The 23,391-nt window shown below is 59.8% G+C and carries 27 protein-coding genes; 15 read left to right on the plus strand and 12 right to left on the minus strand.

The window, feature by feature from the left end; all coding sequences use genetic code 11:
* Positions 1-76: 76 nt before the first annotated feature.
* Positions 77-439, plus strand: coding sequence for a BlaI/MecI/CopY family transcriptional regulator (locus tag Q1K29_RS01315; RefSeq protein WP_300390515.1), 363 nt, complete (start codon positions 77-79; stop codon positions 437-439).
* The gene (locus tag Q1K29_RS01320) at positions 436-2,439 is read left to right on the plus strand and encodes a M56 family metallopeptidase (protein ID WP_300390518.1); all 2,004 of its coding nucleotides are present in this window, start codon (positions 436-438) and stop codon (positions 2,437-2,439) included. Before Q1K29_RS01315 ends, Q1K29_RS01320 begins: the two co-directional genes overlap by 4 nt.
* A 112-nt stretch (positions 2,440-2,551) precedes the next feature.
* Here the strand turns inward: Q1K29_RS01320 and Q1K29_RS01325 are convergent, their stop codons facing one another.
* The gene (locus Q1K29_RS01325) at positions 2,552-3,832 is read right to left on the minus strand and encodes an acyl-CoA dehydrogenase family protein (RefSeq protein ID WP_300390521.1); all 1,281 of its coding nucleotides are present in this window, start codon (positions 3,830-3,832) and stop codon (positions 2,552-2,554) included.
* A 138-nt stretch (positions 3,833-3,970) separates the two neighbouring features.
* Positions 3,971-4,588: an NUDIX hydrolase gene (locus tag Q1K29_RS01330; RefSeq protein ID WP_300390524.1), complete on the minus strand. Its 618-nt coding sequence runs from the start codon at positions 4,586-4,588 to the stop codon at positions 3,971-3,973.
* A gap of 91 nt (positions 4,589-4,679) precedes the next feature.
* Between Q1K29_RS01330 and Q1K29_RS01335 the strand changes: the two genes are divergently transcribed.
* Positions 4,680-5,426, plus strand: coding sequence for a sulfite exporter TauE/SafE family protein (locus tag Q1K29_RS01335; protein ID WP_300390527.1), 747 nt, complete (start codon positions 4,680-4,682; stop codon positions 5,424-5,426).
* 68 nt (positions 5,427-5,494) lie between these two features.
* Here Q1K29_RS01335 and Q1K29_RS01340 read toward each other — a convergent pair whose 3' ends face one another.
* Positions 5,495-6,130: an outer membrane beta-barrel protein gene (locus Q1K29_RS01340; protein ID WP_300390531.1), complete on the minus strand. Its 636-nt coding sequence runs from the start codon at positions 6,128-6,130 to the stop codon at positions 5,495-5,497.
* 310 nt (positions 6,131-6,440) lie between these two features.
* Entirely contained in the window at positions 6,441-6,905 is a 465-nt protein-coding gene (tadA, locus tag Q1K29_RS01345) for a tRNA adenosine(34) deaminase TadA (protein WP_300390534.1), read from the minus strand.
* A gap of 63 nt (positions 6,906-6,968) precedes the next feature.
* Here tadA and rsmD point away from each other — a divergent pair, with 63 nt between their 5' ends.
* A complete protein-coding gene (gene rsmD, locus Q1K29_RS01350; protein ID WP_300390536.1) occupies positions 6,969-7,529 on the plus strand; it encodes a 16S rRNA (guanine(966)-N(2))-methyltransferase RsmD in 561 nt (186 codons plus the stop codon).
* 7 nt (positions 7,530-7,536) lie between these two features.
* Here rsmD and Q1K29_RS01355 read toward each other — a convergent pair whose 3' ends face one another.
* The gene (locus Q1K29_RS01355; RefSeq protein ID WP_300390538.1) at positions 7,537-8,583 is read right to left on the minus strand and encodes a patatin-like phospholipase family protein; all 1,047 of its coding nucleotides are present in this window, start codon (positions 8,581-8,583) and stop codon (positions 7,537-7,539) included.
* 46 nt (positions 8,584-8,629) lie between these two features.
* Here Q1K29_RS01355 and Q1K29_RS01360 point away from each other — a divergent pair, with 46 nt between their 5' ends.
* The 3 genes from Q1K29_RS01360 to Q1K29_RS01370 all read left to right on the plus strand — a co-directional run bounded on the left by Q1K29_RS01360 (position 8,630) and on the right by Q1K29_RS01370 (position 10,975).
* Complete coding sequence (locus tag Q1K29_RS01360) at positions 8,630-9,079, plus strand: NUDIX hydrolase (RefSeq protein ID WP_300390541.1); 450 nt, start codon at positions 8,630-8,632, stop codon at positions 9,077-9,079.
* An 84-nt stretch (positions 9,080-9,163) separates the two neighbouring features.
* Positions 9,164-10,096, plus strand: coding sequence for an aspartyl protease family protein (locus Q1K29_RS01365; protein WP_300390544.1), 933 nt, complete (start codon positions 9,164-9,166; stop codon positions 10,094-10,096).
* A gap of 93 nt (positions 10,097-10,189) precedes the next feature.
* Complete coding sequence (locus tag Q1K29_RS01370; RefSeq protein ID WP_300390547.1) at positions 10,190-10,975, plus strand: SDR family NAD(P)-dependent oxidoreductase; 786 nt, start codon at positions 10,190-10,192, stop codon at positions 10,973-10,975.
* An 11-nt stretch (positions 10,976-10,986) separates the two neighbouring features.
* Here the strand turns inward: Q1K29_RS01370 and Q1K29_RS01375 are convergent, their stop codons facing one another.
* The gene (locus Q1K29_RS01375) at positions 10,987-11,298 is read right to left on the minus strand and encodes a hypothetical protein (protein WP_300390550.1); all 312 of its coding nucleotides are present in this window, start codon (positions 11,296-11,298) and stop codon (positions 10,987-10,989) included.
* Between the two features lie 166 nt (positions 11,299-11,464).
* Here Q1K29_RS01375 and Q1K29_RS01380 point away from each other — a divergent pair, with 166 nt between their 5' ends.
* Complete coding sequence (locus Q1K29_RS01380) at positions 11,465-12,448, plus strand: nitronate monooxygenase (RefSeq protein ID WP_300390553.1); 984 nt, start codon at positions 11,465-11,467, stop codon at positions 12,446-12,448.
* A gap of 185 nt (positions 12,449-12,633) precedes the next feature.
* Here the strand turns inward: Q1K29_RS01380 and Q1K29_RS01385 are convergent, their stop codons facing one another.
* The 3 genes from Q1K29_RS01385 to Q1K29_RS01395 are packed head-to-tail and all read right to left on the minus strand — an operon-like array spanning position 12,634 to position 14,574.
* Positions 12,634-12,969 carry a CDP-alcohol phosphatidyltransferase family protein gene (locus tag Q1K29_RS01385; protein WP_300390556.1) on the minus strand — a complete coding sequence of 112 codons (336 nt, stop codon included), beginning with the start codon at positions 12,967-12,969 and terminating at the stop codon, positions 12,634-12,636.
* Positions 12,970-12,978: 9 nt separating this feature from the next.
* Positions 12,979-13,623 carry a lysophospholipid acyltransferase family protein gene (locus tag Q1K29_RS01390; RefSeq protein ID WP_300390559.1) on the minus strand — a complete coding sequence of 215 codons (645 nt, stop codon included), beginning with the start codon at positions 13,621-13,623 and terminating at the stop codon, positions 12,979-12,981.
* The gene (locus Q1K29_RS01395; RefSeq protein ID WP_300390561.1) at positions 13,624-14,574 is read right to left on the minus strand and encodes a phosphatidate cytidylyltransferase; all 951 of its coding nucleotides are present in this window, start codon (positions 14,572-14,574) and stop codon (positions 13,624-13,626) included.
* 51 nt (positions 14,575-14,625) lie between these two features.
* Between Q1K29_RS01395 and Q1K29_RS01400 the strand changes: the two genes are divergently transcribed.
* The 6 genes from Q1K29_RS01400 (at position 14,626) to Q1K29_RS01425 (ending at position 18,380) form a co-directional block, all read left to right on the plus strand.
* Complete coding sequence (locus Q1K29_RS01400) at positions 14,626-15,036, plus strand: hypothetical protein (protein WP_300390562.1); 411 nt, start codon at positions 14,626-14,628, stop codon at positions 15,034-15,036.
* Complete coding sequence (locus tag Q1K29_RS01405) at positions 15,033-15,677, plus strand: CDP-alcohol phosphatidyltransferase family protein (RefSeq protein WP_300390565.1); 645 nt, start codon at positions 15,033-15,035, stop codon at positions 15,675-15,677. The genes Q1K29_RS01400 and Q1K29_RS01405 overlap by 4 nt, the downstream gene beginning before the upstream one ends.
* 84 nt (positions 15,678-15,761) lie before the next feature.
* The gene (locus Q1K29_RS01410; protein ID WP_300390568.1) at positions 15,762-16,685 is read left to right on the plus strand and encodes an SDR family NAD(P)-dependent oxidoreductase; all 924 of its coding nucleotides are present in this window, start codon (positions 15,762-15,764) and stop codon (positions 16,683-16,685) included.
* Between the two features lie 193 nt (positions 16,686-16,878).
* A complete protein-coding gene (locus Q1K29_RS01415; RefSeq protein ID WP_300390571.1) occupies positions 16,879-17,574 on the plus strand; it encodes a pirin family protein in 696 nt (231 codons plus the stop codon).
* Positions 17,575-17,621: 47 nt separating this feature from the next.
* Entirely contained in the window at positions 17,622-17,807 is a 186-nt protein-coding gene (locus tag Q1K29_RS01420) for an NF038104 family lipoprotein (RefSeq protein WP_300390574.1), read from the plus strand.
* Positions 17,808-17,897: 90 nt separating this feature from the next.
* The gene (locus tag Q1K29_RS01425) at positions 17,898-18,380 is read left to right on the plus strand and encodes a hypothetical protein (RefSeq protein WP_300390577.1); all 483 of its coding nucleotides are present in this window, start codon (positions 17,898-17,900) and stop codon (positions 18,378-18,380) included.
* Between the two features lie 36 nt (positions 18,381-18,416).
* On the opposite strand, the gene Q1K29_RS01430 is transcribed toward Q1K29_RS01425, so the two are convergent.
* The 3 genes from Q1K29_RS01430 to queC are packed head-to-tail and all read right to left on the minus strand — an operon-like array spanning position 18,417 to position 20,157.
* The gene (locus Q1K29_RS01430) at positions 18,417-18,848 is read right to left on the minus strand and encodes a 6-carboxytetrahydropterin synthase (RefSeq protein ID WP_300390579.1); all 432 of its coding nucleotides are present in this window, start codon (positions 18,846-18,848) and stop codon (positions 18,417-18,419) included.
* Positions 18,803-19,450, minus strand: a complete 648-nt coding sequence (queE, locus tag Q1K29_RS01435) for a 7-carboxy-7-deazaguanine synthase (RefSeq protein ID WP_300390614.1) — start codon at positions 19,448-19,450, stop codon at positions 18,803-18,805. Before queE ends, Q1K29_RS01430 begins: the two co-directional genes overlap by 46 nt.
* Positions 19,447-20,157, minus strand: coding sequence for a 7-cyano-7-deazaguanine synthase QueC (gene queC / locus Q1K29_RS01440; RefSeq protein WP_300390617.1), 711 nt, complete (start codon positions 20,155-20,157; stop codon positions 19,447-19,449). The genes queE and queC overlap by 4 nt, the downstream gene beginning before the upstream one ends.
* A gap of 244 nt (positions 20,158-20,401) precedes the next feature.
* Between queC and Q1K29_RS01445 the strand changes: the two genes are divergently transcribed.
* Complete coding sequence (locus tag Q1K29_RS01445) at positions 20,402-23,290, plus strand: TonB-dependent receptor (RefSeq protein ID WP_300390620.1); 2,889 nt, start codon at positions 20,402-20,404, stop codon at positions 23,288-23,290.
* The last annotated feature ends 101 nt before the right edge of the window (positions 23,291-23,391 follow it).

The raw sequence follows: 23,391 nt of genomic DNA on the forward strand, positions 1-23,391 counted from the left end.
TCGCATTCCCCCTATTGACCACAACTGTAATCGGTCGTAACGACTACAAACGTAGTCAATTGGGAATGTGGATCCGATGCAGATCACACCGGCCGAACTCGAAATCATGAATGTGCTCTGGGACAATCCGGGCATCGGCGCGAGCGAAATCGCCGATGGCCTCAAGGATGACAAGTCCTGGAATATCCGCACCATCAAGACCCTGGTCGGGCGCCTTGTCGAAAAGGGCGCACTGACGACAGAGCCGGATGGCCGTCGCTATCTCTACCGGCCCGCGATCAAGCGCGGGGACTATCAGAAAAAGGCGGCGAAACAGTTCGTCGACCGTATGTTTGGCGGTCGCGCTGCGCCGCTTGTTGCCCATCTTGCCGATTCCCGGGGCCTGACCCCTGAGGATATCGCCGACCTTGAAGCCTTGTTGGGGGAGCTCAAGAAATGATCGCATTCAACGATATGAGCCCGCTGCTTGCGAACGCTCTCCAGACGAGCCTCGCTGTCACAGCTCTGATCCTCGTAGTGTTGTTGGTCCGCAAGCCGTTCGCCCGCCATTTCGGCGCGAAAGCTGCCTACGCCCTGTGGCTGGTCCCCCTCGCTCGCTTGTTCATGCCGCCACTTCCGGCCAACGCCTCGCTGTTCGGCATCTTCGCACCGACACAGGAAGCAGCTGCGCCGCAGGTGCCACCGATGGAATTCGTCATTGCCCGTTCGGCCGACACTGCGACTGTGGCCGCGCCTGCCGCGCCGATGCCTGTCCATCCGGTCGAGTGGACACCATCCGAGGTTGTCGAGCCTGGCCTCCTTGATGGTGTACTCGCGACACTGCCCTCAATGATGCTGCCGGTCTGGATGATCGGGGCCGTTCTCGTGCTGGGTCTGGCCTGGCGCCGTCAGGCTGTGTTCCACCAATTGATCCGTGATGACTCCTCGCCGGCTTCCGACGCCGTCCATGAGGCGACACACGAAATTGCAGCGCAGCTCAAGGTACGCCGTGGCTTTGAAGTCCGCACAAGCCTGCTGAATGGCAGCCCGCTTGTGACCGGCTTCCTTAAGCCCGTCATCCTGCTGCCGGAATGGTTCGAAGCTGATTATTCCCCGCGCGAACAGCGTGATGCGCTCACCCATGAGCTCATGCACATCAAGCGCGGTGACCTATTTGCCCTGCAGGCCGCCCAGATCATGCTGGCCGTGCAGTGGTTCAATCCTCTGGCTCACGTGGCTATCCGGGCTTTCCGGGTGGACCAGGAGGCCGCTTGCGACGCCGATGTACTTCGGGCGGGAACATCCTCGGCGTTTTCCTATGGCCGCACACTCGTAAAGGCAGCGCGCCTTGCCGGACCGGCCGACACCGCGTTCTCGGGCGCGAACCTTACCCTGGCGCATCCTATTAAAGAGAGACTAATCCTGATGCAAAACGCCGCTCCCACCTTCCGCCGCCGCCTCCTTGGCTCGACGCTCGCCGTCACGCTTGGCACCGCCGCTATCTTCGCGACCGCCTCATGCGCTGCTTCTGCTTCACCGAAGGACCAGTCTTCGGCTGAGCTTGCTGGCGGAGATGAAACCGAAGTTGTAGAGAAGAAAGAACGCCACACCAAGGTCTACCGCTTCTCTTCGCACGGCGAGGGTGATGATCATCAATTCGTCCTGCTCAGCGATCCGTTCGAGAAACTGAAGCCCCGTCTCGACAAACTTCACAAGCTCGACCTGTCCGATCTCGAGGAAGAGATGCGCGTCCTGTCGATCGAGATGTCGGACATCGGCAAGATGGACCTCTCCTCACTGAAGGAGCTGGAAAAGCTTGGTGAGCTCGGTGAACTCGAAGGTCTGGCAGAACTCGGCAACATGTCCTTCGACTTCGACCTTCAGTTCGACGGCATGGACATCGAAACCATCGAGACCGAAGACGGCGTGAAGATCATCATCCCTGACCAGGAGATCTTCATCTCCAAGCTCGACGAAGGCGCGTTCGAAATCCAGATCGAGAAGATCGCTGCCATGGCTGAAGCGCAGGCAGAACGGGCGGCCGTGATTGCCGAGGCACATGCCGACCGTGCCGAGAAGATGGCCCTCGTGATCGAGACCCGTATGGAGGAAAAAGGCGCTCGCATGGAGGAGCTGGGCGATCAGATCGAAGCCCGCGTGGAAGCTGCTTTCGAAGGTGGTCTGGAAGACGATCTCGAAGCAGCCGGTGAAGTGGTTGAGGACCTCGCGGAGCAATGCGAGGACCTCGAGACCGGCGAGACCTCGCCCATCGTCGTCAGCACTCGCGGCGATGATGGTGAAACCTATCGCGCCCTCTGCGTGAGCGGTGAACGGTCCCGCCTGCAGGACGATGACGTGAAACAGTTCGTCGCGAACCATCCGTCGCTGAGCAAGTCAGAGAAGGAACGCTTCGCCACCGAGCGCTCACACAGCTACGAGTTTTCCTGGACTCACGACTGATCCCCTCGAACCGGATTTAAAGGTCCTTGGAAAATTGAAGTCCCCGCCTGGCCCGGCGGGGACTTGTTCATTTGAGCAGGCATCCCAAAGAGAACGGTGGAAAGCCGAGGCGCTAGCGGGAGCCCACCACCTCGGTCTGCTTCTCGGCATCGACCTGCTTGGCGTACTCATTGTCCCGGTACTTCTTGAACTCGAGCCGCGCGATCGTGCGGTTGTGGACCTCGTCCGGCCCATCGGCCAGACGCATGGTCCGCATCGAGGCATAGGCACGCGCAAGCCCGTAGTCAGATGTCACACCGCCGCCACCATGCGCCTGGATCGCATCATCGATGATCTTGCAGGCCATGCGCGGGCCAGCGACCTTGATCATCGCGATCTCATTCTTGGCGACCTTGTTGCCGACCGTATCCATCATATAGGCGGCCTTGAGGGTGAGCAGGCGCGACATTTCGATATCGGTGCGAGCTTCGGCCACGCGCTGCTCCCAGACCGACTGTTCGGCGACTTTCTTGCCAAAAGCTTCGCGCGACAGCAGCCGCTTGCACATCTTCTCAAGCGCGACTTCCGCGCCGCCGATGGTGCGCATGCAGTGGTGGATCCGGCCAGGGCCAAGACGCCCCTGAGCGATCTCGAAGCCGCGGCCCTCACCGAGGATCAGGTTTTCTGCCGGTACGCGGACATCTTTCAGGATCACCTCGGCGTGGCCATGCGGAGCATCGTCATAGCCGAAGACCGGGAGCATCCGGACAATCTCGATGCCGGGTGCGTCCAGTGGCACCAGGATCTGACTTTGCTGCTTGTGGCGCTCTGCGGCCGGGGCGGTCTTACCCATCACGATAGCGACCTTGCAGCGCCGGTCGCCCACACCGGAGGACCACCATTTACGGCCGTTGATGACGTATTCATCGCCATCGCGTTCGATGCGGGTTTCGATATTGGTGGCGTCGGAAGAAGCCACCTGCGGCTCCGTCATAAGGAAGGCGGACCTGATTTCGCCTTCCATCAGGGGCTTCAGCCATTTCTTCTTCTGCTCCGGCGAACCGTAGCGAAGCAGCACTTCCATGTTGCCGGTGTCCGGCGCGGAGCAATTGAAAACTTCCGATGCCCAGCCCACACGGCCCATCAGCTCGGCAAGCGGGGCATATTCGAGATTGGAGAGGCCGGCGCCGCGATACTCGTCATCCTCATGCTCCGACGGCGGCATGAACATGTTCCAGAGGCCATCGGCCTTGGCGATCTTCTTCTTGTCTTCAAGAATCTGCGGGATGGACCAGCGGTCCCCTTCCTCGTGCTGTTTCTCGTAAAGCTCCTGATTGGGAAAGACATGCTCGTCCATGAAGTCGCTGACGCGCTTCATCCATTGCTTGGTCGTGTCGCTATATTCGAAATGCATCGGGCTTCCTCCGTCGGTGTGTTTCTGACCTGTCTAACAAGGCAGGCCAGGGATCGAAAATCGTCGCACGAGATTTACTACACTAGTGAAGTATTCTTCGAATAGGGAATTCTACGGATGCCGGAGAAGCGGCAAGGCCTAACCGGGAAGCAAACCGGCAACGTCACGCGGCAGCTTGCCAGCCCGCGCCCTGGACAGAGCCGTGAGAACCATGAGCACAGTGAAGCTGTCGGTGATCTCGCCGTTGAGGCACATGGCTTCCAGATCCGTGATGGACACGCGACGCACATCCAGGTCTTCGCTCGCCTCAGGCATCGCCTGTCCTTCTGACAGCCCCCAGGCAATGTAACCAATCGCACGTTCGTCACTGACGGAGTTGGACAGATGCCAGCTTCCAATTTCGTGCCAGTGATCAGCGCTCAATCCCGTCTCTTCCTTGAGCTCACGGCGCGCCGAATCCAGCGGTGCGACATCTTTCGGCCCACCGCCCTCTGGCAGCTCCCAGCTGTAGGTATCGAACGGAAACCGGTGCTGGCCGACCAGCCAGGTGAACCCATCCCTATCGACAGGCAGAACACCGATGGCAAGATTGGCGTAGCGCACGACACCATAGATCCCCGGCTCGCCATTAGGATGGGTCACATCACTCGTTTCGACGCGGATCCATGGATTCTCAAAAGACAGTTCCGTGGCATGGACGTGCCATGGGCCATTGCGGCCTGTACGCTTTGTCTTGGAATTATCCTGATCGGCCATGGCCCGAACCCTACGCATGCGCAGGGGCTTCGCAAAGGCCGCTTCGTGCTCAGGATGGCGAATCGAAGATTTGTAGCTTATTCGCCACGTCATGTCCTGGATCAGCGCCCTTGTCATTCTCATCGCCACGCTGATCACGGCCTTTATTTCCGGTATCTTCGGCATGGCGGGCGGGCTCATCCTTATGGGGGTTCTGACGGCCCTCTTACCGGTGGCGACAGCGATGATCGTGCATGGCGCGATCCAGATGGTCTCGAATGGCTGGCGCGCTTTCCTGCTTCGAAACCACATCGACTGGCGGATTTTCGCGCGCTATGCGCTCGGCTCGCTGGTAGCCATCCTGTTGCTGATCCTGCTTGCCTGGCGCCCGAACAAGACCGTTGTGTACCTTCTGCTTGGCATCACGCCGCTCATGGTCTGGGTGCCAAAATCCATCATTGATCTCGACATCCAGAAGCGCGGCCAGGCGGAAACCGCAGGCTTCCTCGTACAGGCGTTAAACACACTGGCTGGGGTCGCCGGGCCGCTGCTCGACCTCTTCTTCGTCCGAACCGGCATGACGCGCCAGGCGATCGTCGCAACCAAGTCAGCCACGCAGGTCATGGCGCATCTGGTCAAGATCGCCTTCTGGAGCGTTCCCGTCATTGCAGCCGCAGGCATCACCGCCATGCCTCCCCTCTGGCTGTTCGCGCTTGCCATCCCGATGTCGATGACGGGCACCTGGCTCGGCGGACTGGTGCTGGAGCGAATGAACGATGTCGATTTCAAGCGCTGGATGCGCTGGCTCGTCACCCTCATCGGCTGCATCTATCTCGCGCGGGCGGCAGGCTGGCTCTAGCCAAAAAAAAGCGCCGGTCCCTCCTTCTGAGGAACCGGCGCCATGCGATATCGCAAGAGGGTCAGTGCTTAGAACTTGTAACCAGCACTGATCATTGCGGCATGGGTGTCGGTTTCATCGAACCCATACCAGGTGTAGTCACCACGAATGACCCAGCTCTCGGTCAGGTCGAACTCGGCACCGGCACCAAGGGCGGCGCCATCGGCGGAATCTTCAACCGTGGCAATGTCGGTGCCGCCCGGCGTAGTCACAGTCGCATCAAGGTCGACGTAGGCATAACCTGCACGGGCGAAAACGTCGAACCGATCCGTAACCGGCATTGACGCTTTGCCGTAGAGGCCAACGAGATAGTTGAGACCGACGTCGCCGGACGCGGCGATCGTGTCTTCGAAGTCACCGTCATTATTGTCGTCGAAGTTAAAATCGTCTTCGTCGACATTGTAATCGAACTCTCCATCATCGATGCCCGACGTGATGTCGCCTTCGATGCTGAAGTTCGGGCTGAACTGGTAACCGGCACGTGCCGTGATGGCGTTCGTGTCGACACCGGAATCGGCACCATCCGGCTTGATATCCAGATAGCTGTAGCCGCCCTGGAGGTAGAAGCCGCTGTCTTCGTTGCCATAGCCCTGCGCCTGTGCGGCACCAGCGGCGACCGTCATGGCGCCTGCTGCGGTGGCACCGATGAGAAGATGTTTAAGCATGGGAGGTTTCCTCATTCTGAGTTTACTTTATTTGCCCCGGCCCGATGACCGGAACTGGACCTCAAACGAGGCTGAAACAAGGCACGTTCCCACGTCTACGGACATGCCACTGCACATGTGGCAGTTGAGCATCACTTTCTGTAATTTAATTTAACAATTACAGAAGGTTAAAGCCCCTTTGATCGCCGGTTAACGGGGCGAATACGAGTTGGTCTACAGGGATCTTCGGGACTGCATCGCAGAGCTGGATTGGCGTGTTCAACGGCCCCTCCATCCCGTCACGGCATACCGTGGAAACTGGCGGCATTATTCAGACTGACCGCCGCGCGCGGAAGAAATCTCTGAGGATGCCAGCAGCCTCATCGGCATGGACTTCGTCACGAGACACGGTGGGACGCCAATGACAGGTCGGCTGCTCGAAAAAGCGCGGGCCGTGCAAGACCGCTCCGCCTTTCTCGTCAGAGGCCGCGAAGACGAGCCGGCCGATACGGGCGAAACTGATTGCGCCTGCGCACATCGCGCATGGCTCAAGCGTCACGTAAAGCGTCGCTCCGGTCAGCCGGTAATTGCCAACCGCCTGCGAGGCGGCGCGAAGGGCAGCAATCTCGGCATGCGCGGTCGGATCGTGTGCGGCGATCGGGCCGTTGCGGCCCTCTCCCAGCACGGCACCGGTCTCTTCATCGCAGACCACTGCTCCGACCGGCACCTCGCCAGCTTCGGCAGCCTCGCGCGCCAACTCTATCGCACGATGCATCATCTCATCGTCTCTGCTCATCGCTCTGCCCATACACCGAAGCCTGCTTCCTTGCACGCGCATCGGGTGCTAAGGGCGCTTCCCATGCGCATCATCTCAGGACGTTACAAGGGTCAGGCCCTCTCCGCCCCCAAAGGCCGTAATACACGACCAACCTCAGACAGGGCGCGGGAAAGTCTTTTCAACGTACTTGCCCACGCCAGCTGGGCTCCTCCGCTGGAAGACGCGCGGGTCATTGATCTGTTTGCAGGGTCGGGGGCTTTGGGATTCGAAGCCATGTCGCGCGGGGCCGCATTCTGCCTCTTCGTGGAAACCGATAGCGGTGCGCGCGGCGCAATTCGTGACAATGTCGAAGCGTTCCAGCTCTTCGGCAACACTCGCATTCACCGGCGCAGTGCCACTGATCTCGGCCCCAAGCCGGCAGGCGTGGGCCAGCCATTCACGCTCGCTTTCCTGGACCCGCCTTATCATCAGGGACTTGTCGCGCCGTGCCTGCAAAACCTCCTCACCGGCCAATGGCTGGCGGAAGAGGCCATCGCAGTTGTCGAGACAGATGCGAAAGAAGACTTCGAGCATGAAGGCTGGGAAGTGCTGGACGAGCGAAGCGCGGGCAAAGCCAGACTGACCATTCTCAGACCGGCCTGAGGCCTTCTTAGTCGTCCAGGAAATCCTGATGAATATCGAGGCTCGACTGCTTGCCGACCAGAGGCTGGCACGTGTCGATCCAGTCTTCAGCATAGCTGCGGCCCTTGTCGCGCAGTTCGCTCAGAAACGGCCAGCTCGTGTCGTATTTCGATTCAAGCCTGAGCTCCCGCAGGCTCTCGCCGCCCCGGATCGCGTGGATATTCACTTTGCGGTATTCGCTGCGCACTGCCTTTGTGAGCAGGTTCTTGTTGAGCAGCTTCTGCACGAAGGCAATCGCGCGCAACTCTCCCAGAAGGGACGCATTGAAGGTGATCTCGTTCAGCCGGTCCTGGATCTCGCCGGCAGACCGCGGGGTTCCCGGACGTTCGATCGGGTTAAGCGTGACAAGGATCACATCCTTCGGCGCATCCGTATAGAAAAGCGGGAAGAGCGATGGATTACCGAGATACCCGCCATCCCAGTAGGGCACACCGTCAATCTCCACGGCCCGGAAGGTCTGTGGCAGACAAGCCGAAGCAAGCAAAGCTTCTGCTGTGATGTCTCCCTCTTCAAAGATGCGCACCTTTCCGGTCTCGACATTCGTCGCAGCCACAAATAGCCGCACGCTCGAGGCCCGCACGGCGTCAAAGTCGATACAGTCGCGTACGGTTTCCCTTAGCGGGTTGAAGTCGAACGGGTTGAGATCGTACGGGCTCAGCAGGGAGGTAATCGCCGTTGCGAAACTGTGAGGCGTCCACGGTGTAAACGGGTTGTTCGCCATAAAGTCGGAAGCCGCATTGCTTGGCATCAGCGCATCAAGCGGGGCGCCACGCCGGGAAATCTCCTTCCAGAAGGATTCCAGCGCCGCACGGGCACCTTCTGGCCCATCCTTCTCGAGCCCCGTCAGATAGGCTGCCGCATTCATGGCTCCCGCGGAGGTCGCCGTGATCGCCCTGATGTCCAGGGTCTCGCACTCACTAAGCCTTTCCAGAACGCCCCAGGTGAAGGCGCCATGGGCACCGCCCCCTTGCAAAGCAAGACTGACAGGCTTGGGTTTGGGAGCAGAGCGCGCCATAAGGCCTCCTTCAGACTTGGCTTAGGAAGTGCCGCAGGAACGCTCAATGGCAAAAATACGAAAACAGCCGCAGCCGGTGGAAGGACTGCGTCCGCAGGCGGCCGTTGGTGTGGTCTGCATAAGGGACGGGCAGGTCCTTCTCATTCGCCGCGGTACGCCACCAATGACAGGCGAGTGGTCACTCCCGGGCGGGCGGATCGAACCGGGTGAACCAGCGCGTCAGGCGGCCTTGCGGGAATTGTACGAAGAAACCGGCGTGGAAGCCGAGATTACGGGTCTTGTCGATGTCGTTGATGCCATTGTCGAAAATCGTGAAGGCACGCTTGTTACCCGCCACTATGTGCTCTGCGATTTCGCTGCGCGGTGGCGTTCTGGCGAGCCTGTCGCTGGTGACGACGCTGCAGATGCGCGCTTTTTTCCGCTCGACGCGCTGGACGATTTGAAGCTGTGGGATGAGACTGAACGGGTCATACACGCCGCCATCGCGCTTGGTTGAGCCCTTCCATGGCGCCCCCTAACGTGTCATATTACTGTTGTAGTGCTCCACCCGAGAGAGCGCACAAGGGAGGCTCGACGTGCGGTGAAACGCATCCTCGCAATGCTGGCTGGACTGGCGGCGATTATCGTTTTCGCTGCAGCAGCCAATGCGAGCCAGGACAGCACCATTCCCTTCGAGATGACGGCAACCGGCCATCTGGTCGTTGATGTCACGCTGAATGGCGAGATGGAAAGCCGCGCCATCGTCGATACAGGCGCAACATTCGCTCTGATCGATCACAGGACGGCCGCCTCCATCGGCGCCGTACCGGACGAACTTGCGCCGACCATCGATATTATCGGACTTGGCACGGTTGGCACTTTCCCGGTGATCGAGGTCGGGTCGATCACCTTCGGTGACGTATCGATGTCGGACATGACCGCGGCTTACAACTCGCAGTACCCGCTGCCGGGCGCGCGCAATGTCATTCCGGCCTCAGGCATCCCCCACAGGACCCTTGATTTCGACTTCAAGAACTCGCGCTTACGCGCCTATGACCGCCGCCCTATCCGGCTGCATAATTCCACGACCAGCCGTCTTCCGGTCCAGTGGATCGCGACGCTTCCCTTCATTGAACTGACCGTCAACGGGCGCAAAGGACTGGCCCTTATCGATACCGGGTCTAGCGTGAGCTACATCAACTCTGCCTTTGCCGAAAACGCGGCGAAATCTCCTGAAGACTTCCGCACGCTGGAACTTGTCGGCGCCACCGGCAATGTCATCCCGCTTCGTGTGCTGCGCAGCCGCAGGTTCGAACTGGGGGACTTTCGCATCCGGCGCCTCGATGTCATCGTTTCCGACCCGGAATTCCTGTCATATTACGGGCTCGAGGGTCAGCCTGTCATGGTTCTCGGGCTGGACATTCTCAAACAGTTTCGCCTTCAGCTGGACCGGGAGACGAGCGAACTGAGGATAAGCCGACCCGGCTTGTCCCGGCGCAACAGTGCAGGCTTCAGCATGTGGGCGCGGCAATAGTCTGCATCGGCCCGGTGAGTTTCCCTTCAGTAAGCGTTGAAAATCGCCAAGGCTTCTTCCTTTATGCCCACAACAGACAAAGGGAGTTACAGCATGGCATACGCACCATTCGATCTGACGGGCAAGGTGGCCCTCGTCACCGGCGGCAATCGCGGGATTGGCTACGGCATGGCAGAGGCTCTGGCGGCCTCCAATGCTCACGTGGCGATCTGGGGTCGCAAGGACGCTGCAAACAAGGAAGCCGTGGACACCTTGTCGAAGCTGGGCGGCGGGGATGTGAAAGCCTGGAGCGTGGACGTTGCAGACGAGTCCGCGGTGGTCGATGCCATGAAGGCAACCGTCGATGCGTTCGGTCGCGTCGATTCCTGCTTCGCCAATGCCGGTGTGGGTTTCGGGGCCTCCAGCTTTGCTGAAATGGATACCGAGACCTGGAACAAGAACATGGCCGTCAATCTCGACGGCGCATTCTGGACGCTGCGCGAAACGGTAAAGCACATTACCGAACGCGCCAAGGCCGGGGACCCCGGTGGGTCACTTGTCGGTGTTGCCTCGCTGGCAGCCATCGAAGGGGCCGCACGCAACCAGGCTTATGCTGCGACCAAAGGCGGCCTGATTTCGATGCTGAAAGCCATCGCGGTCGAGACGGCACGCTACGGCATTCGGGCGAATGCCATCCTGCCGGGCTGGATCGCGACGGACATGACGGAAACTGCACAGAATACCGAAGTCTTCCAGACTAAGGTCATTTCGCGCGTACCGGCGCGCCGCTGGGGCGAACCCAAGGATTTTGGCGGGGTCGCTGTCTACCTCGCATCCGAGGCGTCGTCCTACCATTCCGGGGACACATTCGTCGTTGATGGCGGCTACTCGATCTTCTGATCCAACGCTGCCTACTGCGGCATGCCACCTTCCGGCGTCGTTTCCGGCTCGGTCACAGGATCTGAGTCCGGAGACGTTGTCTCGCTCCCGGCGGGATCGAGTTCGATATCGGTTTCCGGAGTCGGAATAACCTCTTCAGCAGGGTCACGGCTTGGCGCGGTCTCCTGTTCGAGAACAGGGTCGGTCATGGTCTCGCCTTCCGGCATCGCATATTCCGGCGTGGCGGCGGTTTCGTCGACCGTAGTCTCGATATCTTCGTCATTGCCGCATGCGCCGATCAGAATGACAATACCGGCCAACAGTATCAGGCGGAGAAGGGACATGATCTGTCTCCTGCTGCTATGACGCCCCGCGGCGCCGATCTGTGTTCGGGTATTCAGCGCCGCAACTGCAAAAATGTTCCCCTTTTCCGATGCCCTGCCCCAGCGGGACGGCTTGGCAAGTCTTCGTTGCGGGGTGATTCAGGGAGAAAATCTGGAGGACCTTGAGATGAGTATCCGCACCCCGCTTTGCGATTTCCTTGGCGTCGAACATCCGATCATGCTCGCCGGCATGGGAGGCGTCTCCTATGCAGAACTGGCTGCAGCGATGTCCAATGCCGGCGGCTATGGCGTGCTCGGCATGGCCGGCACGACCCCGGATTTTATCGAAGGTCAGATGAAGCGGGTGCGTGAGCTGACCGACAAGCCTTTCGGTGTCGACCTCCTTGCCGCGTCGCCGGAAAGCCTGGAAGCGTCTGTCGATGTCATTATCAACAATGGCGCCGACAGCTTTGTCGCAGGCCTCGGCGTACCGATGCCAATCATGGAACGACTAAAAAAAGCCGGTGTGAAAGTCATGGTCGTCGGCGGCGCTGTAAAGCACGCCATCAAGGCCGAGCAGGCTGGCTGCGACGCGGTTATCCTTCAGGGCGGCGAAGGCGGCGGTCACACCGGCCTTGTTGGAACGCTACCGCTGGTCGCCCAGGCCGTCGAAGCCGTGGATATTCCGGTCATCGCCGCAGGCGGCATCTATGATGGCCGCGGGCTTGCCGCTTCCCTTGCCCTGGGAGCAGTCGGCGTCTGGATGGGAACACGTTTCATCGCGTCCGAAGAAGCGCATGCGGCCAACCTCTACAAGAAAACCATCGTTGAGGCTGGTGACACCGATACGACCCGCACGCGGTGTTATTCCGGCAAGCCCATGCGCTGCCGGACCAACGACTACATCCTCGACTGGGAAAGCCGGCCAGAAGACATCCAGCCCTTCCCGCAGCAGGCCATCCATTCCCACCAGACCGGCGTCATTGGTGGAATTGGCGGGATTACCGACGAGGCAAAGCTCAACGAAGACACATCCTGCTTTGCGATGGGCCAATCGGCTGGCGGCGTGAAGAATGTCGGCACCGTCAAGGAAATCGTCGATAGCATTATCGCTGAAGCTGACGCCTCAATCGCGAAACTTCAGGGGTTCAGACAGCCTGTAACGACCTAACCGCCTGACGCAGATAATCGACGATAGTGACGGCGCACAGAAAAGCGGCACCCACGAGAAGCGTTTCAACAAGCTGCATCTGACCGAATGGCATCTCCACCGGTATGACTGGTGCCATCGCAAGGCCGAGACCGGCAAAGGAAAGTCCGATCTTGGCCGCTTCCAGAGAGGACGCTTTCAGCTTGTCAGGGGCCGCCGAGCGCCTCTCCCGCTGTCGCGACGATGGCACAGCGAGCGACCAGGATCGTACCGGCCAAAACGCCCACCAGAGACAGGCTTTCACTGGCGATCAGGCCCATTACGGCAGACAGTGTGAGCAGCCTGTCGCCTGCAAGATCGATAAAGGCCCCCAAGCGCGAGGATTCACCCAGAGCACGTGCAATCTTGCCGTCGGCAACGTCAAGCAGGCCCGCCCCAAGAAACAGGAGCAGTGCCAGCAGGCCCGGGCCGTCCGTCGCCAAAAGCAGGAAGAGTGGCACGGTCAGACCGATGCGGAAAAGCGTGACGGTATTGGATATCATCACATCCCCCTAAAGCCAGCGTAGCGGCGGCGCGTCGGCGCGCAGTGTTTCGATCGTGTCGCGCAGGCGCGTCATGAACGCATCCTTCTTGCCACACCAACGGAAGGGCGCTCCGACGATGGCGCTGCAATTGAAAGGCACAATGATACGGGAACCACGCGGCAGGACCCGGCCTGCACCCTGGATGTAGACCGGCACGACTGGTGTCTCGGGCAAGGCTTCGGCAAGTCTCGCGATGCCGGATTTGAAGGCCCCCATCTGTTCGGCTTCACCTCGGCTTCCTTCGGGAAAGATCACCAGGATCTCGTTGTTCTCAAGCGCCTGCTTACACCCGGCGAGCACGTCTTCACCTTTCTGCGCCCCCTTGCGATTGACCGGAATGATGCCAATCACGTTGCGCGAAAACCAGGTCGACAGCCGCGTCTTCAGGAAGTGATCGGCCGCTGCGACAGGCCGCACCTGTTTCAGCGTCTTCGACGGGAAGAGGCAGAGCAACAACAGCGTGTCGATATGGCTGTTATGGTTTGCTGCGATGATAGCGGGGCCCTGCGTCGGCAGATGCCGGCGTCCGCGCACATCGAGGCCGATGACAAGCATGGCGAAAGGCCGTGCGATGAAGACGAGAATGAACCGTCGGAATAATTGCCAGATCATCTAGAAACGCTCCAGTGAGAAATAGGCCAGCGCGTGCAGGAAGAGCGGCGCGGTGAACATCAGGCTGTCGAGACGGTCGAGCGCGCCGCCATGGCCCGGCAGGAGCCGGCTGGTATCCTTGACGCCAAGGTCACGCTTGATCGCCGACATGGTGATATCGCCAAAGAAGCCTGCAATGGGCAGCAAAAGCCCGACAAATACGCTCGGCCACAACGTCAGCGGCGTGAAGTACGGCGCCAGTAGAACGAAGACCACCGCAGTGGTCAGAAAACCGCCAATGGCGCCCTCCCATGTCTTGTTGGGTGAGACCTTGGGACTGATCTTGTGGCGGCCGAACGCCTTGCCCCAGCAATACTGAGCGACATCGTTCAACTGTGTCGTGGCGATCAGGATGAAGACCAGGCCCGCCGGTCCGGCCTCGGGCACCTCCTCGAACGGAGTGCGCATCAGGAAGGCGACATGGCCGAGATTGAAGACGCAGACGATCACACCCCACTGCATGATGCCTGCTGTCGCCAGGAATCCCTCCGTCCTTCCGAAAAAAGCCATCAGAATGGCTGTCGCGATGAAGATGAAGACCGGCGGGATGACCAGGAAGTAGGCAAAATTGTCGATCCAGACGGCCCAATAGGTGATGAGCACGCTTGCATAGACAAACAGGACGACCAGCCGGTCTTCCCGGCGTGTCGGCGCGAGCGTGATGAATTCCCGCAGCGCAATGAAGCTGACCAGCGCGAAGAGGAGGGTGAAGGCCTGCCAACCCATAAGCAGCGCCCCGACGAGCAAGGCGCAGATGAGCCACCAGCTCTGCATGCGTGGCCCGAGATCGTCAGCCAGAGCCGATCCTGAGACCCTGGCGATACCAGCCGCCACCGTCCCTGCAGCCAGCAAGGCAAGAAGCCCGGCAAAGCTCCAAAGCAAAGGAAGCGGTTGCGCAAAAATCCAATCCATGTTTTAAGCTCCAAACTTAGTAAGCAAGCGCTCACTTACGGAGGTTGTCTCGTGCATCTGCTTTCCATTGTCAAGCCGGTTCTTGGCCATAGCGCCACGCACGTCGCCGACGCATTCCTTGGGATCGGAGCGTGGGCGTTCGTCGCGAACATCACCCACCCCCTCCCCGACGCATTGCTCGCAGCATGCGTGCAGGGGACGCTGTCAGCCCTGATTACGCTGGTTATGAAAAAGGCGCTCGAAGCGCTCTCGACCCGGTTTTCCCCCGGCGGCGCGGTTATTGGCATCCTGATGCCTCCGGCAATTGTCTGGACGGTTTCGACCAGTGTGCTCGTTGTCTGTCACCTCGCTGCAAGAACGCCTGAAATTCTTGCGACCATCGCCGTGCCGGCGAGCATTTCACTGACCTATGCCGCCATCTACTCGATTTCCCTATGGCACCAGAAGAGGGTTGCCGCATGAATGAGATCATCGACATCCGGCGCCCGATCGGCGCGCGCAAAGCCGGCTGGGCGCACTGGAGTGCGCGGAAGCTGGCCGAGGCCGGCGTGACGCCGAACCGCATTTCAATCGCCAGTATGGTCTTTGCCGCAGTTGGTGCTGCAGCGCTCGCACTGACCGGGCCCAGTAACGGGGGGTTGCAGATCGCGCTCCTCATCCTCGCCATTATCGGCATACAGGGACGGCTACTCTGTAACCTGTTTGACGGCATGGTGGCTGTCGAGCATGGTTCGGCCGGCAAGGACGGCGCTTTCTGGAACGAATTTCCCGACCGTGTGTCCGATTTTCTGCTGCTGATGGGCGCCGGACTTGCCTGCGGATCGCTTGCGCTCGGGCTCGCAGCCTCGGCGGTGGCCATTTTTGTCGCCTACGTCCGGGAGCTCGGGCGCGCCACCGGCCTTCCCGCCGACTTTGGCGGGCCGATGGCCAAGCAGCACCGGATGGCGGTCCTGACCGGAGCAGCGGTGCTTGCCATGCTCGAACCGGTCTGGGGCGGAAGCGGCGAAGTGATGTTTGCCGCCCTCGCCCTCATATTGGCTGGCTCCGTGCTGACCATCCTGTTGCGCGCGCGGCGCCTGATCGCGGGCCTCAAGCGGCGATAAGTCCCGCCTGTACATCTTGCCAAGGCTCGCACGAAGGTGTTGGAAGGCTCACCTGAATTGAATGTAGCGAACTAGGAGGAAGTCATGGGCGTACTGGATGGCAAGGTCGTTCTCGTCACCGGCGGGGGCAATGGGATTGGCAAGGAGTGCGCACTGCTCGCTGCTCGGGAAGGCGCGAAAGTCGTCGTAAACGACCTTGGCGGCGGACTGACCGATGCAGGCAGCGATGCTGGTGATGCTGGCCCGGCGGAAAAGGTCGCGCAGGAAATCCGTGCCGCCGGCGGTGAAGCCGTGTCGAACTCCGACAGTGTGACCGAATACAAGGCGGTCGAAGGCATGATCGAACAGGCCAAGGATGAGTTCGGCGGCCTGAACGCTATCATGAACCCGGCCGGTATCCTTCGGGATGGCATGTTCCACAAGATGTCGGAAGAAGACTGGAAAGCCGTGATCGATGTTCATCTGCACGGTTCGTTCAACGTGACCCGCGCCTCGGTGAACCACTTCCGCGACCAGGAAGACGGCTCCTATGTCCTCTTCACATCCACCACCGGTCTGATCGGCAATATCGGTCAGGCCAATTACGGCGCCGCCAAGCTCGGTATTGCCAGCCTGTCGCGCATCATCGCCATGGAAGGCGAGCGCAAGAATGTCCGCTCCAACGTCATCGCACCATTTGCATGGACGCGTATGATTGCCTCGATCCCTGTGAAGGATGAAGCCGGCAAGGAGCGCGTCGAGCGGATGAAGAACGGCATGCGCGCCGACCAGGTCGCCCAGCTGGCCGTCACGCTCTGCGCTGAGAAGGCAAAGGACGTTTCCGGCCAGATCTTCTCGGTGCGCGGCAATGAAGTCATTCTGTTCGACCAGCCGCGTCCCGTGAAGTCCGTTGCCCGCCTGGAAGGCTGGACGCCAGAGACCCTGCTTGAGCAGGGCCTGCCTTCCATGAAGGGCAGCTTCATGGACCTCGGCGCGACGACGACCGTCTTCCCTTATGAGCCGATCTAGACGTGCGAATGGTTCTTGAAAGGGAGGCGGTCCGGGGCAGTACGCCCTTCAGGTCGCCTCCCTTTCCTGCATGATGATGAGGCACGCCTCATTCATGCCGATTACGCATGAGTGAATTCGCGGAAAGCATCTGGAAGAAAGCCGGAGGGTCTCCAATTTACGTCGCCGAACGTCGTGTCATAGGAGGCACATCATGATCGACATCAGACGGTTTGAAGACCTCGGCACCTTCCAGAATGACTGGCTGGATGCCCACTATCACTTTTCCTTCTCGCGTTATTACGACCCGGCGCGGATGGGGCACGGCAAGCTGCGAGTCTGGAACGATGATCGTATCCGTGCGCAAACCGGTTTCCCGCCCCATGGTCACCGCGACATGGAAATCATCACCTATGTTCGTCAGGGCGCGATCACCCATGAGGATTCCCTTGGCAACAAGGGTCGCACCGAAGCGGGCGACGTGCAGGTCATGAGCGCAGGCCGCGGCGTGCAGCATTCCGAATGGAATGCCGAAACAAGCGAAACAACGCTTTTCCAAATCTGGATCGAGCCGTCAGAGGCTGGCGGCGCGCCCGGTTGGGGCGCGCGCAAGTTTCCGAAAGCCGACCGGTCCGGCCAGTGGGCCGTGCTCGCCAGCGGCGACCGGAAGGAGGACGCCCTGCCAATCCGCCAGAACGCAAAGGTCCTCGGCGCCACGATAAAGACAGACGAATCACTGGAATACACGCTGAGCGACGGCCGGTATGGGTATTTCGTGCTTGCCGATGGGCAAGTGGAGCTTAACGGCGAGACACTCAATGCGCGCGACGGGGCTGCCGTCACCGGGCCGGAAACGCTGACCTTCAAAGGCCTGAGAAACGCAGAAATCGTCTTCGTCGATACGGTGTAGTTGCAACGTTATTGGCTGATTAACCGGGCCATGCCAGCTTCGCGCCCATGGCCCGGTTTTTTCTTTTTCTCGCCGTCATTACTGCGCCGCTGGCGCTCAGTGGCTGTCTTGTCAGGACCGCCGTCGGTGTTGCTGCCGAAACAGTTGAGGGCGCCGTCGAAATCACCGGCGCGGCTGTCGATGCGGCCATTCCGGATGGCGACAAGAAAGACAAGAAGAAGCACCGCGACTAGCACCTACTGGCCCTGCCAGACTATGTGCTGGCAACTGTGTTGGTGCAGGAACGTTCTCAGTGGTATACTGCCCCTAGAGGAGGTATCCCCATGAAAGTTCTCATTGCGTCCATTCTTGCGGTCACGACCCTGCCCGCAGCGGCAGCAGCGGCTGGCGAAATCACGGTCGAGTATTCCCAGGAATTCCAGGAAAAACTGGAAGACGATTACGGCCTGAAGGAAGGCACCAAGCTTTCCAGTGAAATTCGCGAAGACATGCAACGTGAATTGAAGAAGGTGAATATCGATCCGGCCCGTATCAGCGTCACCATTGTAGACGCAAAGCCGAACCGGCCAACGATGAAGCAGCTTAGCGACAAGCCTGGCCTGGACATGCTGCGGTCGAAATCAATCGGTGGCATGGACCTCAAGGGGGTCGCCTACGATGCCAGCGGCACCGCAATCGCGGAATTCGAATATGACTGGTACGAGACCAATATCGACCAGGTTCATGCAGCCAGCACATGGCATGACGCTGACCGGGCATCGAGCCGCTTTGCCCGCAAGTTCGCAGACAAGCTTAGCGGTCAGTAACATTTGAAAAGCAGCCTCGCGACTGACCGGCTCAGGTCAGGTGCGGGCGCTCAGGTCCAGCGTACAGCTCTCGTTCAGCGAGGGGCGCGATAGCGTGACGCGGGTCAGCCCCGGCAGGGTCGGCTTGAGGGCATTGGAAACCCAGAGGCAGATGCGCTCCAGAGTCGGCACCGACAGGCCGTCAATTTCGTTGAGCAAGGTGTGATCGAGCTGCTGGGCAACATCCTGAAGTGCGGCGGTAAGCTTGCTGAAATCCTCCACCCACTCCTCGCCTGGCTTGACCTGGCCTTTCACGCTCGCTTCGAGACGGAAGCTGTGTCCATGCAGGTTACGATAGGGATGGCCTTCGGGCTTCCCTCCCATGAAATGCGCAGCCTCGAAGGTCACCGCCTTCGAGATCTCGAACACTTCGCCTGATGGGCTCAGGGGAGCCCGATCAGTTTGTGGGTTTGTAAGCTCAGTCGCCATTTTGGATGCTTCATGCAGTAGGCCGCCGCAGCAGCAATATTATCGGCCTGCCTGTTATCATCTTTGGGCTGAAGGAAGAAGTGCCGGAACTGCAGCATCTCGAAGCATTCCGGCTGGGCTTCTGCTTCGTCCTGAGGGTAGACGAGCTTCAGCTCATCGCCTTCGACCTGAACGATCCCGGCATTTGCCTTCGGCGAAACGCATACCCAGTCGAGCCCCTCGGGAGCCAAGACGGTGCCATTCGTTTCGACGCCGACCTCGAAACCGCGCGCATGGAGCGCCTCAATCAACGGCGTATCCAGCTGTAGCAGAGGCTCCCCACCCGTGCAGACAACATAGCCAGGCGCGTCCAGCGCCTCCGTGGCCCAAAGCGCGGCCACATGGTCGGCAATCGCATCGGCGCCGACGAATTTGCCACCATTCTCTCCGTCCGTGCCGACAAAATCGGTGTCGCAGAACTGGCAGACCGCACGATGACGGTCGCGCTCAAGGCCTGTCCAGAGATTGCAGCCGGCAAAGCGCAGAAACACAGCCGCGCGGCCCGTCTGCGCCCCCTCCCCCTGCAGAGTGACATAGGCTTCCTTGACGGAGTAGGTCTTCACGCGACGGCGCCTTGCTTCCACTTCTTGTAACCCGCTGCCCGGAGTTCACAGGCCGGGCATTTGCCGCAGCCATAACCCCACTCATGCCGCCGGGCGCGTTCACCCAGATAACAGGTGTGGGTCTCTTCGACGATCAGATCGACCAGCGCCGACCCGCCCAGGTCCTCAGCCAACTGCCAGGTCTCGGCCTTGTCGAGCCACATCAAAGGCGTCTCTACGGTAATCGACCGGTCCATGCCAAGCGCCAGCGCCTTCTGCTGGGCGTCAATCGTTTCGCGCCGGCAATCGGGATAGCCAGAATAATCGGTTTCGCACATGCCGCCGACAAGCACGCTGATGCCGCGGCGCCAGGCCAAGGCTCCAGCGAGCGTGAGGAACACCAGATTGCGCCCTGGCACGAAGGTCGATGGCAGACCATTCTCCCCCGTCGTGATGTCATCCTGCCGCGTCAGCGCGGTCTCACTGATCTCCCCAAGGACGGAGAGATCAATCATGTGATCTTCTCCCAGCCTGTCAGCCCATTGCGGAAAATGGCTGCGAAGCGCTTTCAGGACGTTCGTGCGGCAGGTCAGCTCCACCTTGTGGCGCTGGCCGTAATCAAAGCCCACCGTTTCGACGTGCTGAAACCGTTTCAGCGCCGAAGCGAGACAGGTTGTCGAGTCCTGTCCACCAGAGAACAGAACGAGGGCAGAAGTGGGTTTCGTCATGGGCGCGCCATTAGCAGAGCCAATCCCTCCAACCAAGCAAAACCTTCCGTAAGGTCATGTAGGCGTCACCCAAAAATCACGCCTTCAGAACAACTTGTCCAAAGTAAACGAAGCCATTGACAAAGTGTCGCGGCTGTCGCTGTCATGACAGGTGAGGCACTTCCGCAAAATAAAGGGAGGCCCGTGAGGAAACGCAAAAATCGAGCGCAAACAAACAAATACGCTCGACTGGGAGGAGAGTTAGATGATTCCGAAAACACCCGAAAAGTATCTGATGCTCGCAGGGGCATCATTGATTGCTCTGGGCTGGTCGCTTCCGGCGGCCCATGCTCAGGAGGAGGAGGATGTACAGCGCAAGCTCGGCACCGTCCTCGTGACAACGCAGAAAACCGAAGAGTCCATTCAGGACGTTCCGATCGCGGTCTCGGCCTTCGATGAGGAAGCGCTTGAAAAGATGCAGCTGACTGGCGGGCCGGACCTGACCAAGTCCATCCCGAACGTCGCTTTCTCGAAAGGCAACTTCACAGGCTACAACTTCAAGATCCGGGGCATCGGTGCTGACCTGGTCGCCCAGTCCGGTGATGCCGGGGTTGGTGTTCACCAAAACGACGTGCCGCTGACCGCCAACCGGCTGTTCGAAGCCGAGTTCTACGACCTGGAACGGGTCGAGACGCTGCGTGGCCCGCAAGGCACACTGTACGGCCGGAACGCCACGGGTGGTGTGATCAACGTGATTACGGCAAAGCCTGTTCTTGAGGAGTTCCAGGCCGACGCGAAGCTCACCTACGGCAACTACAATACCTTCAAGGCAAAGGGCATGGTGAACGTGCCGCTTGGCGAGATTGCGGCCCTCCGTGTTGCGGGCTCGATGCTGCAGCGCGACGGCTATGTCGACAATATCGTCACGGGCAACGACATTGATGACCGTGATCTCTATAGCATTCGTGCCACCCTGGCTGTGGAACCTACCGACCGGCTTCGCGGCTGGGTCTCCTATGAGCATTTCGAAGAAGAAGACTCTCGTCTTCGCTCCGGCAAGCAGTTCTGCGACAAGGATCCGTTCGTAACGTCCTTTGCCGGCATTCCCGTGTCGGGCGCCGATCAGGTCTACACCTCACTGGGCTGTCAGGACGCGCCTCTCAGCCAGGCCAATGACCGCCTAAACTCAGCCGGCACCCTTGGGGGTGGCCTTGGCATCTTGGCAGGTCTTCTGAACGGCGATGCGTTTACACAGCCGGTCGTCCGTGACTTGAGAAAAATCGAGTCTGCTTTTGATCCGGACTATTACGCCGATCAGGACCTCTTCACCTGGAAAGCCGAATTCGACCTGACCGACTCCCTGCTGCTGACCTATCTCGGCAGCTATGGCGAATCTTCCAGCCGCTCGATCGAGGATTACAACAAGGTTTCGCCGACCATTCCTTTCAATACGGCGGGCGTGCCGCTTGGAAATCCCGCCCTGGCTCCGGTTTATCAGGCCCTCTTCCCGGGCGGCGTTGTGGATGATCCGCAACTCGGCGCGTCGAACTTTTTCCGGACGTTCGACCTGTCTGGGGGCTCAAGCGAGCAGACGACCCACGAAATCCGGATGCAGTCCGACTTTGACGGCCGGTTCAATTTCAACGTCGGGGCCATCAGCATAGACTTTGATGCCATCGACCCGAACAATCCGGACGAAGGCTACTACGTCTTCTCGAACACACTGACCGGACTGACGCAGATCAACAATGCCCTCGGGGGCGCGATCTTCGGCGGCCCTGTCCCGATCGATGATAGCGGCCCGTCCTTCGGACCGCTTGCCAACCTCGCTGGTGATGGCGGGAATTATTTCCGGTCGCTTTCGCCCTACTCTCTGGAATCATTTGCTGTCTTCGGCGAAGGCTATTTCGACCTGACCGATAACCTGCAACTGACTGTCGGCCTGCGCTATACGGACGACAAGAAGGCACAGGAAAACATCCCGACCTTCCTTTTCGTTCCGAATGCAACGGGAGCAGATCCGCTGCAACCGCAGCCGATTCCGGGCGCCTCACCGGACGAAGCGGGCGACGGCACCTTCAACGTGGGCTTTGAGGAGACCACAGGCCGGATCGGTTTTGACTGGTCACCGGACCTCGACTTCTCTGAAGACACGTTGCTCTATGCCTTCTATTCCCGAGGCTATAAAGGCGGCGGCATCAACCCACCGCAGCCGGCCGGAAACGCCAATGCCTTCCCTCAGTTCTTCGATCCGGAGTTCATCAACTCCTACGAAATCGGCACGAAGAACACGCTGGCTGGCGGGGCCCTTCAACTGAATGCGACGGGCTTCTACTACGATTATGAAGGTTACCAGATCACACAGATCATCAACCGGACCTCGGCCAACTTCAACATCGACGCCAAGATTCAGGGCTTCGAGCTGGAGACCGTCTGGAACCCGGCCTCGACCTTCGTGCTGAACGCCAACCTTGGTCTGCTCGACTCCGAGATCCAGGACACTTACGCCATCGACGTGCTTGATCGCACGAATGGCCGCGATGACCTGGTCGCCCTGAAGAACGCCAGCTCGTACGCCAATTGCGTTGTATCTGCGGAAGGCTATGCGACCATCCTCGGCGCCATTGCCGCAGGCGCTCTGGCCCCGGGCTCGACAGGAGGCCTTTGCACAGGCGCGTTCGCTGGTGCCGAAGCAGCGTTCGGTGTGGGTACAGTGACCTATGTGGACTCCGATGGCCAAACCCAGACGATCGGTGGTCTGACCCCGTTCGATGGTGAAGCCAAGGACCTCGATGGCAACAGTATTCCGGGTGCGCCGGAAATGACCCTGAATGTGGGCGCGGAGTATACGTTCGAGAGCCTCTTTGATGGCAACTGGGACATGCGCCTTCGTGGTGACTACTACTATCAGGGTGAAAGCTACAGCCGCGTCTGGAACACTTCGGGTGACGATCTCGACAGTTGGACCAACCTCAACCTGTCGGTTCAGTTCTATAATGATAATGGGCTGGAGTTTGAAATCTTCGGCAAGAACATCACCGATGAGGAAGTCCTCACCGGTCGCTACCTGACCGACGACTCTTCCGGTCTGTATTCCAACGTCTTCCTCAACGAGCCCGCCCTTTACGGCGTCTCGGTGCGCAAGCGCTGGTAACATTCTTGCACCCCTGAGTATGGGTGGGGCGGCTCCTTGTGGGCCGCCCCTTTTTTGTGCCTCACAGGCACGCGCCACTGGCGATTTGCCTCAGCGCATGA

The sequence above is a fragment of the Henriciella sp. genome, assembly GCF_029937755.1.
Lineage (GTDB): Bacteria > Pseudomonadota > Alphaproteobacteria > Caulobacterales > Hyphomonadaceae > Henriciella.

Coding starts and splice junctions, on each gene's coding strand:
- Q1K29_RS01425 (WP_300390577.1), top strand. CDS start 17,898: ATGAAAGTTCTCATTGCGTCCATTCTTGCGGTCACGACCCTGCCCGCA.
- rsmD (WP_300390536.1), top strand. CDS start 6,969: ATGCGCATCATCTCAGGACGTTACAAGGGTCAGGCCCTCTCCGCCCCC.
- Q1K29_RS01335 (WP_300390527.1), top strand. CDS start 4,680: ATGTCCTGGATCAGCGCCCTTGTCATTCTCATCGCCACGCTGATCACG.
- Q1K29_RS01405 (WP_300390565.1), top strand. CDS start 15,033: ATGAATGAGATCATCGACATCCGGCGCCCGATCGGCGCGCGCAAAGCC.
- Q1K29_RS01410 (WP_300390568.1), top strand. CDS start 15,762: ATGGGCGTACTGGATGGCAAGGTCGTTCTCGTCACCGGCGGGGGCAAT.
- Q1K29_RS01370 (WP_300390547.1), top strand. CDS start 10,190: ATGGCATACGCACCATTCGATCTGACGGGCAAGGTGGCCCTCGTCACC.
- Q1K29_RS01445 (WP_300390620.1), top strand. CDS start 20,402: ATGATTCCGAAAACACCCGAAAAGTATCTGATGCTCGCAGGGGCATCA.
- Q1K29_RS01340 (WP_300390531.1), bottom strand. CDS start 6,130: ATGCTTAAACATCTTCTCATCGGTGCCACCGCAGCAGGCGCCATGACG.
- Q1K29_RS01320 (WP_300390518.1), top strand. CDS start 436: ATGATCGCATTCAACGATATGAGCCCGCTGCTTGCGAACGCTCTCCAG.
- queC (WP_300390617.1), bottom strand. CDS start 20,157: ATGACGAAACCCACTTCTGCCCTCGTTCTGTTCTCTGGTGGACAGGAC.
- tadA (WP_300390534.1), bottom strand. CDS start 6,905: ATGAGCAGAGACGATGAGATGATGCATCGTGCGATAGAGTTGGCGCGC.
- Q1K29_RS01430 (WP_300390579.1), bottom strand. CDS start 18,848: ATGGCGACTGAGCTTACAAACCCACAAACTGATCGGGCTCCCCTGAGC.
- Q1K29_RS01420 (WP_300390574.1), top strand. CDS start 17,622: ATGGCCCGGTTTTTTCTTTTTCTCGCCGTCATTACTGCGCCGCTGGCG.
- Q1K29_RS01415 (WP_300390571.1), top strand. CDS start 16,879: ATGATCGACATCAGACGGTTTGAAGACCTCGGCACCTTCCAGAATGAC.
- Q1K29_RS01380 (WP_300390553.1), top strand. CDS start 11,465: ATGAGTATCCGCACCCCGCTTTGCGATTTCCTTGGCGTCGAACATCCG.
- Q1K29_RS01355 (WP_300390538.1), bottom strand. CDS start 8,583: ATGGCGCGCTCTGCTCCCAAACCCAAGCCTGTCAGTCTTGCTTTGCAA.
- Q1K29_RS01390 (WP_300390559.1), bottom strand. CDS start 13,623: ATGATCTGGCAATTATTCCGACGGTTCATTCTCGTCTTCATCGCACGG.
- Q1K29_RS01325 (WP_300390521.1), bottom strand. CDS start 3,832: ATGCATTTCGAATATAGCGACACGACCAAGCAATGGATGAAGCGCGTC.
- Q1K29_RS01330 (WP_300390524.1), bottom strand. CDS start 4,588: ATGGCCGATCAGGATAATTCCAAGACAAAGCGTACAGGCCGCAATGGC.
- Q1K29_RS01375 (WP_300390550.1), bottom strand. CDS start 11,298: ATGTCCCTTCTCCGCCTGATACTGTTGGCCGGTATTGTCATTCTGATC.
- Q1K29_RS01360 (WP_300390541.1), top strand. CDS start 8,630: ATGGCAAAAATACGAAAACAGCCGCAGCCGGTGGAAGGACTGCGTCCG.
- Q1K29_RS01315 (WP_300390515.1), top strand. CDS start 77: ATGCAGATCACACCGGCCGAACTCGAAATCATGAATGTGCTCTGGGAC.
- Q1K29_RS01395 (WP_300390561.1), bottom strand. CDS start 14,574: ATGGATTGGATTTTTGCGCAACCGCTTCCTTTGCTTTGGAGCTTTGCC.
- Q1K29_RS01385 (WP_300390556.1), bottom strand. CDS start 12,969: ATGATATCCAATACCGTCACGCTTTTCCGCATCGGTCTGACCGTGCCA.